The organism is Pseudomonas iranensis, assembly GCF_014268585.2.
Taxonomy (GTDB): domain Bacteria; phylum Pseudomonadota; class Gammaproteobacteria; order Pseudomonadales; family Pseudomonadaceae; genus Aquipseudomonas; species Aquipseudomonas iranensis.
Window position 1 is genome coordinate 911,127 of record NZ_CP077092.1, and the last position, 15,336, is coordinate 926,462.

Annotated in this window: 9 protein-coding genes; 1 reads left to right on the forward strand and 8 read right to left on the reverse strand. The window is 61.1% G+C overall.

Annotation, left to right across the window (positions count from 1 at the left end):
* Nucleotides 1-51: 51 nt before the first annotated feature.
* The 7 genes from HU724_RS03970 to prmA all read right to left on the reverse strand — a co-directional run bounded on the left by HU724_RS03970 (nt 52) and on the right by prmA (nt 9,755).
* Nucleotides 52-2,829: a hybrid sensor histidine kinase/response regulator gene (locus tag HU724_RS03970; protein ID WP_186567298.1), complete on the reverse strand. Its 2,778-nt coding sequence runs from the start codon at nt 2,827-2,829 to the stop codon at nt 52-54.
* Between the two features lie 99 nt (nt 2,830-2,928).
* Nucleotides 2,929-4,224: a phosphoribosylamine--glycine ligase gene (gene purD, locus HU724_RS03975; protein WP_186567296.1), complete on the reverse strand. Its 1,296-nt coding sequence runs from the start codon at nt 4,222-4,224 to the stop codon at nt 2,929-2,931.
* A 147-nt stretch (nt 4,225-4,371) separates the two neighbouring features.
* Nucleotides 4,372-5,979: a bifunctional phosphoribosylaminoimidazolecarboxamide formyltransferase/IMP cyclohydrolase gene (purH, locus tag HU724_RS03980; RefSeq protein WP_186567294.1), complete on the reverse strand. Its 1,608-nt coding sequence runs from the start codon at nt 5,977-5,979 to the stop codon at nt 4,372-4,374.
* Nucleotides 5,980-6,062: 83 nt separating this feature from the next.
* On the reverse strand, nt 6,063-6,383 hold the full coding sequence (fis, locus tag HU724_RS03985) for a DNA-binding transcriptional regulator Fis (RefSeq protein WP_002555375.1): 321 nt from the start codon (nt 6,381-6,383) through the stop codon (nt 6,063-6,065).
* Nucleotides 6,380-7,390, reverse strand: a complete 1,011-nt coding sequence (gene dusB / locus HU724_RS03990; RefSeq protein WP_186567292.1) for a tRNA dihydrouridine synthase DusB — start codon at nt 7,388-7,390, stop codon at nt 6,380-6,382. Before dusB ends, fis begins: the two co-directional genes overlap by 4 nt.
* Nucleotides 7,391-7,574: 184 nt before the next feature.
* Nucleotides 7,575-8,846 carry a DUF3426 domain-containing protein gene (locus HU724_RS03995; RefSeq protein ID WP_186567290.1) on the reverse strand — a complete coding sequence of 424 codons (1,272 nt, stop codon included), beginning with the start codon at nt 8,844-8,846 and terminating at the stop codon, nt 7,575-7,577.
* A gap of 30 nt (nt 8,847-8,876) precedes the next feature.
* Nucleotides 8,877-9,755 carry a 50S ribosomal protein L11 methyltransferase gene (gene prmA, locus HU724_RS04000; protein WP_186567288.1) on the reverse strand — a complete coding sequence of 293 codons (879 nt, stop codon included), beginning with the start codon at nt 9,753-9,755 and terminating at the stop codon, nt 8,877-8,879.
* A 194-nt stretch (nt 9,756-9,949) separates the two neighbouring features.
* Between prmA and HU724_RS04005 the strand changes: the two genes are divergently transcribed.
* Nucleotides 9,950-13,903, forward strand: a complete 3,954-nt coding sequence (locus HU724_RS04005) for a type III effector 1 (protein WP_186567286.1) — start codon at nt 9,950-9,952, stop codon at nt 13,901-13,903.
* 65 nt (nt 13,904-13,968) lie between these two features.
* Here HU724_RS04005 and accC read toward each other — a convergent pair whose 3' ends face one another.
* Nucleotides 13,969-15,324 (reverse strand): acetyl-CoA carboxylase biotin carboxylase subunit, encoded by a 1,356-nt coding sequence (gene accC / locus HU724_RS04010; RefSeq protein ID WP_024011424.1) that lies wholly within the window; start codon nt 15,322-15,324, stop codon nt 13,969-13,971.
* Nucleotides 15,325-15,336 lie beyond the last annotated feature (12 nt).

The following is a 15,336-nucleotide window of genomic DNA, read 5'->3' on the forward strand; positions in this document are numbered from 1 at the left end:
ACTGGCGATGGAGTCGGGGGGAGTCTATCAGGCACCGAACAATCTGTCGGTTTACGACGGCTGGGTCGTGGCCCGGTTCTGCTGATCCCGTTGCGCAACCCAATGCTCGATCAATTCGCGCAGCTGTGAAAGCTCGACTGGTTTGGACATGTGTCCGTCCATGCCGGCCTGGCGGGCGCGTTCTTTATGTTCGGCGAGAATGTGCGCGGTGAGGGCGACGATCGGTGTGCGGATGCGCTGATTGCTGACTTCCCAGGCGCGCAGTTGCTGTGTCGCGGAGAAGCCATCGAGGATCGGCATTTCGCAGTCCATCAGCACCAGGTCGTAACGCTGGGCCTTCATCGCTTGCAGTGCTTCTTCGCCGTTGCTCGCGGTGTCCGGCTGCAGGTTCAGCTTGCCGAGCATGCCGCGAATCACTTTGGTCGAGATGGTGTTGTCTTCGGCGACGAGGATGCGGAAGTCGCTCGGCACTTTCGCAGCAGTGGCCGCCGTAACGACTTGCGGCTGGAACACCACCTGGCCCTTGTTGCGCTGGTTGAGCTCGTCCGCCAGGGTGGTCTTGAGCGTATAACCGGCCACCGGTTTGGCCAGAATCCGTTTGATCCCGGAATTGCGCGCAATGATCTTGCTCGGCGCGTTGCTGATGCCGGTGAGCATGATCAGCAGAATGTCGTGGTTCAAGCTCGGGTCTTCCTTGATCTTCGCGGCCAGTTGCATGCCGGTCATGCCGGGCATGTTCTGGTCGAGCAGGACCACGTCGAAGTAATCGCGCAGGTGCGCCTTGGTGCGCAGCAGTGCCAACGCTTCCTTGCCCGACGGCACGGCGCTGACATTCAGGCCCCAGGCGCTGCATTGCTGTACCAGCACTTTGCGACAGGTGTCGTTGTCATCGACTACCAGCACCCGCGCGCCTTGCAGCGGGCTGTCCAGGTCGGACGTCGGATGTTCGAGGCGATCCGGGTCCAGCGGCAAGGTCAGCCACAAAGTGCTGCCCTGGGTGGCGCCGCTCTTGATGCCGAACTCGCCTTGCATCAGACGAATCAGTTGGCGCGCGATCACCAGGCCGAGATTGCCGCCCAGGCGATTGGCCGAGAGGAAGTGCTTGCTGTGCAATTCGGCGTGCAGAAGCGCCTCGCGCTCTTCCGGCTCCATCGGCACGCCGCTGTCCTGCACGGCAATGCGCAGGCGCGGTTTGCTGCTGCGCTCGTCCAGTGCAACGACGATCAGCACTTCGCCTTCTTCGGTTTTCTTCAGGGCGTTTTCCAGCAGGCTCAGCAAGGTCTGGCGCAGGCGCGTCGGATCGCCGCTGATCACCCGTGGCACTTGCGGCTGGATGAAACTGATCAGCTCGACGTTCTGTTGCTCGGCCTTGGCCCGGTAGATGCTCAGACAATCATCGATCAGGGCGTTGAGGTCGAACTGCACGTCATCGAGTTCGATCTGCCCGGATTCGAGCTTGGAGATGTCGAGGATCTCGTTGATCAGCGTCAGCAGTTCGTTGCCGGCGCTGTGGATGGTCTGCACATAATCGCGTTGCTTGACCGACAGCGGCGTGCCCAGCAGCAGCTCGGTCATGCCCAGTACACCGTTCATCGGTGTGCGGATTTCGTGGCTGATCTTGGCGAGGAATTCGGCTTTGGCGTTGATTTCGGCGTTGCTTGCCGCGAGGTCGCGGCTGATGCTGAAACGGCTTTCGGTGATGCTGCGCTGTCGCTCGCCCAAGGCAATGCTCATCAGCAGGCCACTGATGCAGATGAACACCATCAGCGTCATGATCAGGCCTTGCGGCGTGACCAGTGTCAGCCCCAGCAGCGCCGGCAGGATAACCAGCGTGCCGATGTTGAACACGACCATGGCGGCGACGAACAGACGCGCCGGGCGATAGCCTTTTTGCCAGTGATAGAAGCCCACCAGCAACATGCTCAGACCGGCCAGTGCGACCAGTGCGTAGGTGATGATGTTCAGCGGCAAGGTGTTGACGAACAGCAGCAACAGGCTGCACGTGACGATCAACAGAATGTCGCCCCACAGCAGTTTGTTCAGCGCGTGCTGGCCCAGTGGCGCAAAGAAGCGCAGGGCGAACATCAACCCGGCTGGGGCGGTCAGCAGCAGTGCCAGATAAGCGCCCGGCGTCTGAATGGCTTGCCAGTTCGGCAGCCACGGACCGGCGAGATTGAGCAACAGGAACAGACTCAGCCCCAGCAGGCCTTCACAGATCGCCAGCCACAGACTGCTGCGCGAGCGCGAGTAAGCGTAGCGCACCAGGTTGTGCAGCAGGAGCATGGCGAGGCAGCCGAACAGCAGGCCGAAAATCAGCGTCTGCTTCTGATCGGCGGCGCCTTCGATTGCCGCTTGCAGGGTGATGTGCGGGCGCAGCTGATGGCCGGAAACCATGCGTACGTAGACGTCCAGCGGCTTGTCAGCCTGGGGCAGCGGCAGCATGAAATCGCTGCTCGGCAACGGATGTTCGGCCTGCGGCCGTTCGTTGCCGGTATTGCGTTGCTCGATCAGCCGGTCGCCGTCGAGCACGTAGAGATTGAGTTGGGACAGGTCGGGGGCAAAGATGCGCAGCACTTGTTCGTGCTTGCCCGGCGCCAGTTTGAAGCGCAGCCACAGGGCGCCTTCGGGTTCGGCCGCGGTCAGGCGGTCAAGCTCGATGGGACTGAATTGATTGGTGTAGCGAGCGGAGCGGATGTCGCTCAGTTGCAGGATGCCCTGATCGTCAAGCAATACCGACCAGCCACTGCCTTGCGCGGCCTGGGCCGGGAGCATGCAGAGCAAGGTCATCAGCGTGACGGTGAAGCTTATGGCAATCCTGAGCCAGCGCACGGCGAAATCCCTTCGTAGGTTGATGCCAGAATATAACGATGCGCGACGACCGAACAGCCCGGCGAGGAATGGCATCCCGCGCCGGGCCTGATGGATCGCTTACTCCTGGGTTTCGCCGCATTCACGGGCAATGGCGCGGTAGCCGATGTCCTTGCGGTAGAAGCAGCCTTCCCAGTCGATGGCAGCGGCCAGTTTGTAGGCTTGCTGCTGAGCTTCACCGACGGTGGCGCCCATGGCCGTTGCACACAGTACACGACCACCGGCAGTAACGACCTGTCCGTCTTTCAGCGCGGTGCCGGCGTGGAAGACTTTGCCTTCCAGAGCTGCCGCCGCGTCCAGACCGTTGATCGCTGCGCCTTTGGCGTAGTCGCCCGGGTAGCCGCCAGCGGCCAGCACGATGCCAACGCTCGGACGCGGATCCCATTGCGCTTCAATCTTGTCCAGCGCTTGCGCCAATGCGGCTTCAACCAGCAACACCAGGCTCGATTGCAGACGCAGCATCACCGGTTGGGTTTCCGGATCGCCGAAGCGGCAGTTGAACTCGATGACTTTCGGGTTACCGGCCTTGTCGATCATCAGACCGGCATAGAGGAAACCAGTGTAGACGTTACCTTCGTCGGCCATGCCGCGCACGGTCGGCCAGATCACCTGATCCATCACGCGTTGATGCACCTCGGCGGTGACCACCGGGGCAGGGGAGTAGGCACCCATGCCACCGGTGTTCGGGCCGCTGTCGCCGTCGCCGACGCGTTTGTGGTCCTGGCTGGTGGCCATCGGCAGCACGTTCTTGCCGTCGACCATGACGATGAACGAAGCTTCTTCGCCGTCGAGGAATTCTTCGATCACTACGCGCGAACCGGCGTCGCCAAACGAGTTGCCGGCGAGCATGTCACGCACGGCGTCTTCGGCTTCGGCCAGGGTCATGGCGACGATCACGCCTTTGCCGGCAGCCAGGCCATCGGCCTTGATCACGATCGGCGCGCCTTTTTCACGCAGATAAGCCAGGGCCGGCTCGATCTCGGTGAAGTTCTGGTAATCGGCGGTCGGGATCTTGTGGCGCGCGAGGAAGTCCTTGGTGAAGGCTTTCGAACCTTCCAGTTGCGCAGCACCGGCAGTCGGACCGAAGCAGTCCAGGCCACGGGAGCGGAACAGATCGACGACGCCAGCCACCAGCGGCACTTCCGGGCCGACGATGGTCAGGGAAACATTCTTTTCCGCGAAATCGGCCAGTTGCTCCAGCGCCAGCACGTCGATGGCGACGTTTTCGCACTTGGCTTCAATGGCGGTGCCAGCGTTGCCCGGTGCAACGAAAACCTTCTGCACACGCGGATCCTGAGCCACTTTCCACGCCAGAGCGTGTTCACGGCCACCGCTGCCAATGATCAAAACATTCATTTCAAAAACCTCAAATTCTGTAGACGCCGCAAAAGCGTTTCATGTGGGAGCGAGCCTGCTCGCGAAGACGGTGTCTCAGTCAACATCAATGTCGCTGACAGATCGCATTCGCGAGCAGGCTCGCTCCCACATTCCGATCGGGTTGGATCAGTGACGGAAGTGGCGCATGCCGGTGAATACCATTGCGATGCCGGCTTCATCAGCAGCAGCAATCACTTCGTTGTCACGCATCGAACCGCCGGGCTGGATCACCGCAGTGATACCGACCTTGGCCGCGTTGTCGAGGCCGTCGCGGAACGGGAAGAACGCGTCGGACGCCATGACCGAACCGGCCACCTGCAAACCGGCGTGCTCAGCCTTGATCGCGGCGATGCGGGCCGAGTTGACGCGGCTCATCTGGCCGGCGCCGACACCGATGGTCTGGCGGTTCTTGGCGTAGACGATAGCGTTGGATTTGACGTACTTGGCGACTTTCCAGGCGAAGATCAGGTCGTGGATTTCCTGTTCGGTCGGTGCGCGTTTGGTCACCACTTTCAGGTCGTCGGCGCTGATCATGCCGATATCGCGGCTCTGCACCAGCAGGCCACCGTTGACGCGTTTGTAATCCCAGGCAGCGGCGCGCTCAGCCGACCACTCGCCGCAGGCCAGCAGGCGTACGTTGGCTTTCGCGGCAACAATGGCGCGGGCTTCTTCGCTGACCGATGGGGCAATGATCACTTCAACGAACTGGCGCTCGACGATCGCCTTGGCGGTCTCGGCATCCAGTTCACGGTTGAAGGCGATGATGCCGCCGAACGCCGATTCGGTGTCGGTGGCGTAGGCCAGTTCGTAAGCCTGACGAATGCCGCCCTCAGCGTCCGGGCTGACCGCCACGCCGCACGGGTTGGCGTGCTTGACGATCACGCAGGCTGGCTTGACGAAGCTCTTCACGCATTCCAGCGCAGCGTCGGTGTCGGCGACGTTGTTGTACGACAGTTCTTTGCCTTGCAGCTGGGTCGCGGTGGCGATGCCGACTTCGGCGGGCTTGGCTTCCACGTAGAACGCCGCGCTCTGGTGCGGGTTCTCGCCGTAGCGCATTTCCTGAGCCTTGATGAACTGGCTGTTGAAGGTGCGCGGGAATTCGCTGCGACCTTCAGTGCTCAAAGTTTCAGCGGCCTGGTTCACGGTGCCCATGTAGTTGGCGATCATGCCGTCGTAGGCGGCGGTGTGTTCGAAAGCCTTGAGCATCAGGTCGAAACGCTGGGCGTAAGTCAGGCCGCCGGCCTTGAGGCTTTCCAGGACGTTGGCGTAATCGCTGGCATTTACCACGATCGCTACGTCTTTGTGATTTTTCGCTGCCGAACGGACCATGGTCGGCCCGCCGATGTCGATGTTCTCGATGGCGGTCGGCAGGTCGCAGCCTGGCTTGTTGATGGTCGCTTCGAACGGGTACAGGTTGACCGCTACCAGATCGATCGGCTTGATGCCGTGCTCGGTCATGATCGCATCGTCAGTACCGCGACGACCGAGGATGCCGCCGTGGATTTTCGGGTGCAGGGTTTTCACCCGACCGTCCATCATTTCGGCGAAACCGGTGTAATCCGCGACTTCCACTGCGGCAACGCCGTTGTCACGCAGCAGCTTGAACGTTCCGCCGGTGGAGAGGATCTCGACGCCCAGCGCTTCGAGCTCCTTGGCGAATTCGAGGATCCCGGTCTTGTCGGAAACGCTGATCAAGGCGCGGCGGATCGGCAGGCGGGTAGTCTGGTCGGTCATCTCAATTTCCATCAAAAGCAAAGGAAGTCAGCAAAAAAGGCGACCGTTTTTTACGCGGGCGCCTTTCTGGTTTGATTGAATGCTTACAGCAGATCGTACTGCTTGAGTTTCTTGCGCAGCGTGCCGCGGTTCAGTCCCAGCAGCTCACTGGCCTTGGTCTGGTTGCCCTTGACGTAGTTCATCACGCTTTCGAGCAGGGGCGCCTCGACTTCGGACAGCACCAGGTTGTACACATCCGTGACGGACGCGCCCTCAAGGTGGGCGAAATAATTGTGCAGCGCCTTCTCGACACTCCCGCGAAGGGTCTGGCCTTCTTCGCTCGGCGTGTTGAGGTGCTGTTTCAAATTCACGTTGTCGCTCACGGGTGTTGTTCCACTCACTAAAGTCTCGGTCATCATCGTCATGCGGCCACCCCTTCTTCGTCCCCTGTCAGGCTCTTGTAACGCTCGGCGAAGAACTCCCGAACGTCGGCGCATTGTGTTTCCGTACCATCCAAACGATTGAAACGGGCGCGAAACTCCCTGGCGCCCGGCAAGGTTGCGAGATACCAGCCCACATGCTTGCGGGCAATGCGCACGCCCATCACGTCGCCATAGAAGGCGTGAAGGGCAGCCAGATGCTCCAGCAGGATGCGTTCCACTTCGCTCAGTTCCGGCGCGGGCAATTTCTCGCCGGTACGCAGGAAATGATCGATCTCGCGAAAAATCCATGGCCGCCCTTGAGCGGCACGACCTATCAGCAGGCCATCGGCACCGGTCGCATCAAGCACGTATCGGGCCTTTTCCGGCGAAACGATATCGCCATTGGCAAACACCGGGATCGACACCGCCTGCTTGATCGCGGCAATCGTGTCGTACTCGGCTTCCCCTGTGTACAGATCGGCGCGCGTACGGCCATGCACGGCCAGCGCAGTGATCCCGGCCTGTTCGGCGATCTTCGCCACGTTCAGGCCATTCTTGTTTTCGCGATCCCAGCCGGTGCGGATCTTCAGGGTGACCGGCACATCAACCGCGCCCACAACGGCCTGCAGGATCTCGGTCACCAGTGCTTCGTCTTTCAGCAACGCGGAGCCGGCGGCCTTGTTGCAGACCTTCTTGGCCGGGCAACCCATGTTGATATCGATAATCTGTGCGCCCAGTTCGACGTTGGCCCGTGCCGCATCGGCCAGCATCTGCGCGTCGCCACCGGCGATCTGCACCGAGCGCGGCTCGGGATCGCCTTCGTGGATCATGCGCATGCGCGACTTGCGGGTATTCCACAGGCTCATGTCGCTGGTGACCATTTCCGAGACTACAAGCCCTGCGCCCAGACGCTTGCACAGCTGACGAAAGGGCTGGTCGGTGACGCCCGCCATCGGGGCGAGAATCAAACCGTTCTGCAATGTATATGGGCCGATGCGTACCGCCGACATAGGACTTCCCTGAAGTGGGGCCGGATCATGAGAGTTCGAAAAAGGGTGGGCATGATACCCGCTCTCGATGACTGGTTAAAGGCTGAATTGAACAAAATCTGAACAGTTATTCTGTTATCGCCAACGGTTTGGTCGGCCGCGATCAGTCAGAAAAATGCCGTCAATCGGGAAACGCTGAAGCGGTTCATTCCGGCGAGTGGAAGTTCAGGCTGTAATTCACCGCTTTCGGCCCCGGATCGAGAATATCCAGGGCGATGTGGATCGGCGTCTGCGGCGGCATTTCCGCCAGGCCCTCGAGATCGCCGCTCAGGTACTCGCCGGGTTTGAAGCGACGACTGGCGATCAGATGACCGTTGAGGTCGGCAAAACGCAGCTCGAGCAAGGGGAACGGCTGGGAAAACGTCGCCCGGTTGTAAATGATCGCATCGACCACCAGTGCCCCGCTGAAGTCGGGATGGCTGCGCACCACCAGGTTGCTGCTCTTGATTTTGCCGATATCGACCTTGGACGGCACGGTGCAGCCGATCTGCGGGCAGATCTGCTGGAACCACGGTCGGTATTGATCCTGCCGCGCCAGTTCCTCGAAGTGATAGGCAACGTACTGAGCGGCAAGACCGCCGGCCGCCAACACCACCAGCGCCAGCCACAGCAGGCGCCGGCCCCAGGGCGAGCGGCGTTGCTGCCAGTCCAGTTGCAGCGGGTCGTCGGTCAGATCCTGCAGGACCTCGGCGCGCACGCCGGGCTCGGCCCGTTCGCGTTTTTTGCGTGGCGAAGTGATCAATGGCAGATCGTCGTCATCGCTGTCGTCGCTGGCCGAGAAGCGTTCGCGACGGGTGGCCGGGTCAATCGGATCGTGCAGGCGCAGTTGTGGGATCGGCGGCTCGTCATCCAGATCCACCGGTTCCAGTGATAACGAGGGTTCGGTGCGCTCGGGTTCGAGGGTTTCGACGCCCTCGATATACGGTTCGATATCTGGTTTGACATCCGGCGCTGCGCTGCGCTCATCGGCAGGTTCGCTGAACAGGCTGTCGGGCCATGTGCCTTCGTCCGGTTCCGGGCTGTCGCGCCGGGCGCTCAAGGATTCTTCGCGGGTACGGCCGAATTCGGCGGCCGGCTGGATTTCGCGCTGTTCGAGGCGGGCGAGTTCTTCGTCCAGATCGAGGCTGTCCAGATCCAGTTCCGACGCGCTCCATTGCTTCTGGCTGATGGCGCGCGGTGCGGGGATCTGTTCGACGACCGCAGAATCGCTGACAGGCGCAGGCGCTTCAGGCAGCGTTGGTGCGAGCGGCGTCACCGTGTCCTTGCCAGAATGTTGCTCGAGCAGCTGCCTGGCGGCATTGAACACTTGCAGGCAGGAGCCGCAACGAACCACGCCGCGCGCCACGCTCAACTGAGCATGGTTGACGCGGAAACTGGTCTGGCAATGCGGGCATTGGGTGACGAAACTGTCGGTCATGCGGCGATCCGGTTCAGGCAAGCGGTCATTTTAGCGCCGACGCCCGGTGATGCGCACCCAGCCGTCGCGATTGGCGATCGGGTCGAGCTCGAAGTCCTGCGCATAAGCTGCCGCTACTTCTTCGCCCTGCTCGGCGAGGATGCCCGACAGCGCCAGGCGCCCACCGCTCTTGACCAGGCTGGACAGTTGCGGTGCCAGCGACACCAGCGGGCCGGCGAGAATATTGGCCACCAGTACGTCGGCCGGAACCTGCGGCAGATCCTCGGGCAGGTACAGCGGGAACAGCTCATCGGCAATGTTGTTGCGCCCGGCGTTGTCGCGCGAGGCTTCCAGTGCCTGTACGTCGATGTCGGTGCCCACGGCTTCCTTGGCGCCGAGCAGCAGGGCGGCAATCGCCAGAATCCCCGAGCCACAGCCGAAGTCGAGCACGTGGCAGCCTTTCAGATCCTGACCGTCGAGCCATTCCAGGCACAGCGCGGTGGTCGGGTGGGTGCCGGTGCCGAACGCCAGGCCCGGGTCCAGCAGCAGATTGACTGCCTCAGGCTCGGGTGCGGCGTGCCAGCTCGGCACGATCCACAGGCGCTGGCCGAAACGCATCGGCTCGAAACCGTCCATCCAGCTGCGTTCCCAGTCCTGGTCCTCGATCACTTCGCTGTGATGTTCGGGCAACGGGCTGCCGGTCAGCAGCTCCAGATGAGCCAGCACCGGTTCCGGTTCGGTACCGCCCTCGAACAGGGCCAGCAAATGAGTGTGCGACCACAGCGGCGTGGTGTTGAGTTCCGGTTCGAAGATCGGCTGGTCTTCGGCGTCCATGAAAGTCACCGACACGGCGCCGACTTCGAGGAATGCGTCCTCGTAGGTTTCGGCTTGTTCCGGGGTGATGGCGAGACGGACTTGCAGCCAAGGCATGGCGGGCACCTTTGAAAATCTGTGGGGCAGCCCGAAGCTGCAAAAGCGCGCAGTTTACGCCAGGTCGCCGGCAAAGTGGACACGCCGCTTTGCTGTTACACATTCGAGCCCGCGATATACATATGTATGGCCTGAGCACTTTTGTCGGCAAATAGAGTGAGCGCTCATCTCTACGCAACAAAAGGCTGGACGACATGGCGGATCAACAAGGAACTGTAGAAGAAAAACCACCAATAGCCGCTGCGTCTACGGGGTCGGTGCAGGAGATCCTCCTGCGCATCACGCGCTGGCAGGTGATGATCGACAAGCGCTTGAACAGCCAGATGACGTTGCTCGAGGCGCTGGAGCACTTCGCATTGACTGAACTGCGCAGGCATTACCCGGACGGTCATTTCGCCCCGGGCTTTGTGGTTGCCCTGCTTGACGCCATTCTGCAAAAGCTTCTCGACGGCAGGCCCGTCATGTTCCTGGCGATCCAGGACGCTCCATTTCGCTGGCCTGGGGGGGCCGACCCCGGATTGCCTTCCAGCCGTCATGAGCATGTTATCCGGACGGTGGATACCGTTTCGCTGCACTTCCTTGACCAGTACCAAAAATACCTGCGAGAGCACTGGGCGACAAAAGGACAGGAGGCGTTGTTCGATCGCCTGATCAAACGCAAGCTGCGGCGCTATATCAAGGACATCGAGTTGCTGTTGCGCCGTGACCAACTGGCGGGCCTGACACTGAATCAATTGCGCAGAAAAATCGACAGAGTTCAGGCCCGAAGCACTCGTCGGTACCGGTTGACCGCATTGGCGACCGGTGCAGAGAAAAAGATTCTCGAGGCGCATTCCTTCGCGCAACTGCCGTCATGGATGAAAGCGCTGAAGGAGCCGGATCGCGCCTTGTTGCGTGATTATCAGGAGCAGACGTCACTGGCCCAGACAGCGCTCGATGATCTGCTGCAGGGCTACGGCTCATTGCGCGACTTTGCCCGCCAGCAGGCCATCGAATACATTCAGCTCAAGCTCGACATGACGGTTGAACCGGACAGGATCGACGTGCGGCTCAGATGGCGCTCGGCGGTCGGAGAGCCGACACAAAGTCGACGCCTGAGCGACCTGCTCGCATGCGGGCCGATCGGTCAGGACTTCGCAGCGGTACTGGAGATCACCAGTACGGCGCCATTGCGCAACCAGTCACTCAAGCCGACATTCGTTGCCGATATGTTGGCGGGACAGGATTATCCGGCAGATTACCTGCGAGTCCTCGCCGAGCAATACGAGCGCACAGAAGTGCAAGAGGCGCTCATCGACTGGTTCACCGCGCGGCTCAGGCAGAGTGCATTCGTCGCGCGCTGCGCAGCTCATCTGTCGGATTCCGACCATGCGCGTCTCGAGCAGACGTGGTCTGGGCAAGTCACAAAGAAACCGTTGCAAGTGGCCGCACTGACGCTGCCCAACGGCATGCAATGCGCCGATCTTCTGGTGTTCTACCATGCAGAGACTGAGCAGGCGGTGAATAACCTGGTCCTGTACGCACCGAACAAGCCGGACGGTCAGGAGTGGGTCCGGTTGACTTCGATTGCGGCGTTGACCGGCGAAGTATGGAGCTGGACGCAAAACGAATCCGGTCGCGAGTATCTGTTGCAACAGCTTTCACCCACTGCACATCACGCTGCACGTGACTATCTTTTGGCCGCGGCGGCCAGCCCCGCTCTCTGGGGCATGAAAAGCGACATTCGACGTGCGGCCCTGCCGTTCGCCGAGTGCGTCGAAGCAGCTGTGATGATGGGCCTGGCAAAAAACCTGCAGCGGGTCGAGCTGGATAACTCGCTGCGCTGGTACACGACGCTCGGTCTGGATGCCCGCCGGCGCATCAGCAGTCTGAATCAGGAACTGATGGTTCATCAGCAGGTTTTCAACGAGCAGATGGGCGGTTTCGAGGTTTTTGTCGATTTCGCCCGGCGCACGGTTGCCGCAGCGATCACGCCCTACATGCGCAGCAAGAACGTGCTGGAACCGGTCGATCCGGCCACTGTGTTGATCGATTACAACCCCGGCGTTGCCGACCGCAGGAAGCAGCAGGTAGCCACACTGCTTGACTTGGCGATTCACGGCTACGATGACAACTCCGGCATCGAGCACCCGAAAAAAGGCGTGCGCTCGTCGGTCGGGCAGGATTTGAGCCTTGTGCGCAGCGCGGATCTGGCGCTGTATCTGCGCCGGGCGTGGCTGGGTGAAAAATACGCCAGCGAGATCCGTGGCAAATATCTCGACCCGCGTGATGCTGCCTACGAACCGCGTCGCTTTGCCTACCGCAACGTGCTGCTGTCAAAGATGGACCGTGATTTACGCGTGGCCAGAATTCAGGCGCGATTGAGCGACGCGGTGTATTCAGCGCTGGTCCGTCAGGTTTCTCTGTTGAGCCAGGTGCCAGCGCCGGATACGCATTTTCCCGGCGCGAGCATGGTTGAAAGTGACGGCGTGTTCAGGTTCGCCGTGCGCCATCACGTCGTGCTCGGGGTTTATGTCCTGACCTCGTTCAACCCCGAGCCGTCCTGGTGGCTGTACACGCCTGATGCGCCCGACGGCATTGTGGTGCGTGCTTATCAGTCACTGTTCGGCGACATCGCCGGCGCTTTGCATGACTACTTGATGGCGCGTACGCCGGTCGCCGCGCGCAGCATCGTGTCGCGCACCCTGTATGCGATTGCGGCAAAAAAACAACGCGTCGATACGCTGTACGAAGCGCAGCGCCTGATTGACGCGCGCAGCGAGTTCAATGCGTACATTGAGCGCGCGGTCACGGATGTGCAGGACATCACCACCAGCCGCGCGCAAATGATCGAACGCCAAGTGGTCAAGGGGCTGATGTTTGCAGCTGCACCGTTCTGCATGGTGGTCCCTCCGTTTGCCTTGCTGCTCGATGTCGTGTTCATCGCCGTCAGCGCCGGTCAGGCGGTCGCTGCGCATCTGGAGGGTGACGTCGATGGCGCGCTCGGCCACTGGCTGGAGGCGTCGTGGGGCGCGTTGTTCGCTATGGTCGGCGCCGGCAGTGCGATCAAGTGGCTGGGCGGTGCGGCCAGAAGTCTGAAGCACACCATGCGGCCGGCCTCGTTGTTGTCAGAGCGTCTGAACACCGTGGCTCCGCTGCGCAAGGAAGCGCTGCCGGCGATCCGGGAAGTCCGCTTCCATGTCAGGCAGGCGGTCAGCAAGGCGCCCGATCGTTTGCAAAGGGTGACCGAAGAAGGCGTCTTTTTCGGCACCTGGCGCAGTCCGCCCAGCACCGCACAGCCGCAACCGGCCTATTACATTCGCGAAAAGGGCAAGTATTATCTGGTCAGGGAAAATCCGCATTTCGGTGGGCTGAGCCTGGTCGATGCCCGTCGCCCGACCGCCATCTATCAGCAACCGATACGCCTTGCTCCGAACGGTAAGTGGACACACGACAGGGTCGGGCTCAGAGGTGGCAACGTGCGCAACCTTGGGCGCGTGAACAATCTGAATGACGCTTTTCCCAGAGGTGTCGAACCAGTGTTGAACCGCGGCGCGATGCAGGGCGAAGCGGTGGTGGCGGCTTTCCGTTCCGGATCGCCAGATAATTACCTGTTTTCGTTGAATGCGCAGAGTTGCGTCATCGCCTCGCTGTATAACCCGACGACGAGAATGGGGGCGGTCATTCATTTTGATCACAATATTCGCCCGTTGATCGAACGAAGTGTCACGCAGGTACTGGAGCGTCTGGGGGGCGAACCTGCGAACATTCGCGCCACGCTGGTGGGTGGCGACTGGCTGTCAGCGGGCGCTGACATCGGCGGTCCGCTCAGGCGGGTGCTGCGGGAACAGGGCCTGCAGCCGACCTGGGATTACTGGTCATACTCGTCGTGCCTGGGCAACAGCTACGGAGTCGTGCTGAATCTGAACAACGGCGTCTCGAGAGTGTTCAAGCATTCCTCTCGTCAGCTTGGCGGGTTGTACAACCCACTTTTCGACGGATCGGGCAACGTCTCCGCCGCGCTGTTGACACGTGCCGAAACCTTCAAGAGGCGTTTCCGCAGCCCGCCGCTACATGAAAACGCAGCAGGCGTGGTGGTCAATGCTGATGGTGTGTGGGCATCTGCCGAAAAGATCGCGCAGCAGGCTCTCTCCACCATCCTGGTCTGATGTGTCTGTTGCAGACATAAAAAAACCCGATCCGCAGGGATCGGGTTTTCCATGCCGCTTCAGCCTTACGACTGTTTGGCCAGCTTGTGCTCGAGGTAGTGAATGTTCACACCGCCCTTGCAGAAGCCTTCGTCACGAACCAGGTCACGGTGCAGCGGGATGTTGGTCTTGATCCCGTCGACCACGATTTCGTCCAGGGCATTGCGCATGCGGGCCATGGCTTCGTCGCGGGTTGCGCCGTAAGTGATCAGCTTGCCGATCAGCGAGTCGTAGTTCGGTGGCACGGCATAACCGCTGTACAGGTGCGAATCGACGCGAACGCCGTTGCCGCCTGGAGCGTGGAAATGCTTGACCGTGCCCGGGCTCGGCATGAAGGTCTTCGGATCTTCAGCGTTGATCCGGCATTCCAGCGAGTGACCGCGGATGACCACGTCATCCTGAGTGAACGACAGCTTGTTGCCAGCGGCGATGCTGAGCATCTCCTTGACGATGTCGATACCGGTGACCATCTCCGAAACCGGGTGCTCCACCTGAACACGGGTGTTCATTTCGATGAAGTAGAAACGGCCGTTCTCGTAGAGGAACTCGAAAGTCCCGGCGCCACGGTAGCCGATGTCGATGCATGCCTTGACGCAGCGAGCCAATACTTCCTGGCGCGCCTTCTCGTCGATGCCCGGTGCCGGCGCTTCTTCGAGAACCTTCTGGTGACGACGCTGCAGCGAGCAGTCGCGGTCGCCCAGGTGGATGGCGTGGCCCTGGCCGTCGGACAGAACCTGCACTTCGACGTGGCGCGGGTTGGTGAGGAATTTTTCCAGATAGACCATCGGGTTGCCGAACGCCGCGCCTGCTTCGGAGCGGGTCAGTTTCGCCGAGGCGATCAGGTCTTCTTCCTTGTGCACCACACGCATGCCGCGACCACCACCGCCACCGGCGGCCTTGATGATCACCGGGTAGCCGACTTCACGACCGATGCGCAGCGCCGTTTCTTCGTCTTCCGGCAGCGGGCCGTCAGAACCTGGAACGGTCGGTACGCCTGCTTCGATCATCGCGTGCTTGGCCGATACCTTGTCGCCCATCAGGCGGATGGTGTCGGCTTTCGGGCCGATGAAGGCGAAGCCGGAGTTCTCGACCTGCTCGGCAAAATCGGCGTTTTCCGCGAGGAAACCGTAGCCTGGGTGAATGGCGGTAGCGCCGGTCACTTCAGCGGCAGCGATGATGGCCGGGATGTGCAGGTAAGACTGAGCGGCGGACGCCGGGCCGATGCAGACGGATTCGTCTGCCAGACCCAGGTGCATCAGCTCTTTGTCGGCCTTGGAGTAAACGGCGACGGTCTTGATGCCCATCTCTTTGCAGGCACGCAGAATCCGCAGGGCGATCTCACCGCGGTTAGCGATCAGAACTTTTTCCAACTTCGCAGTCATCAAAGGCTCTCC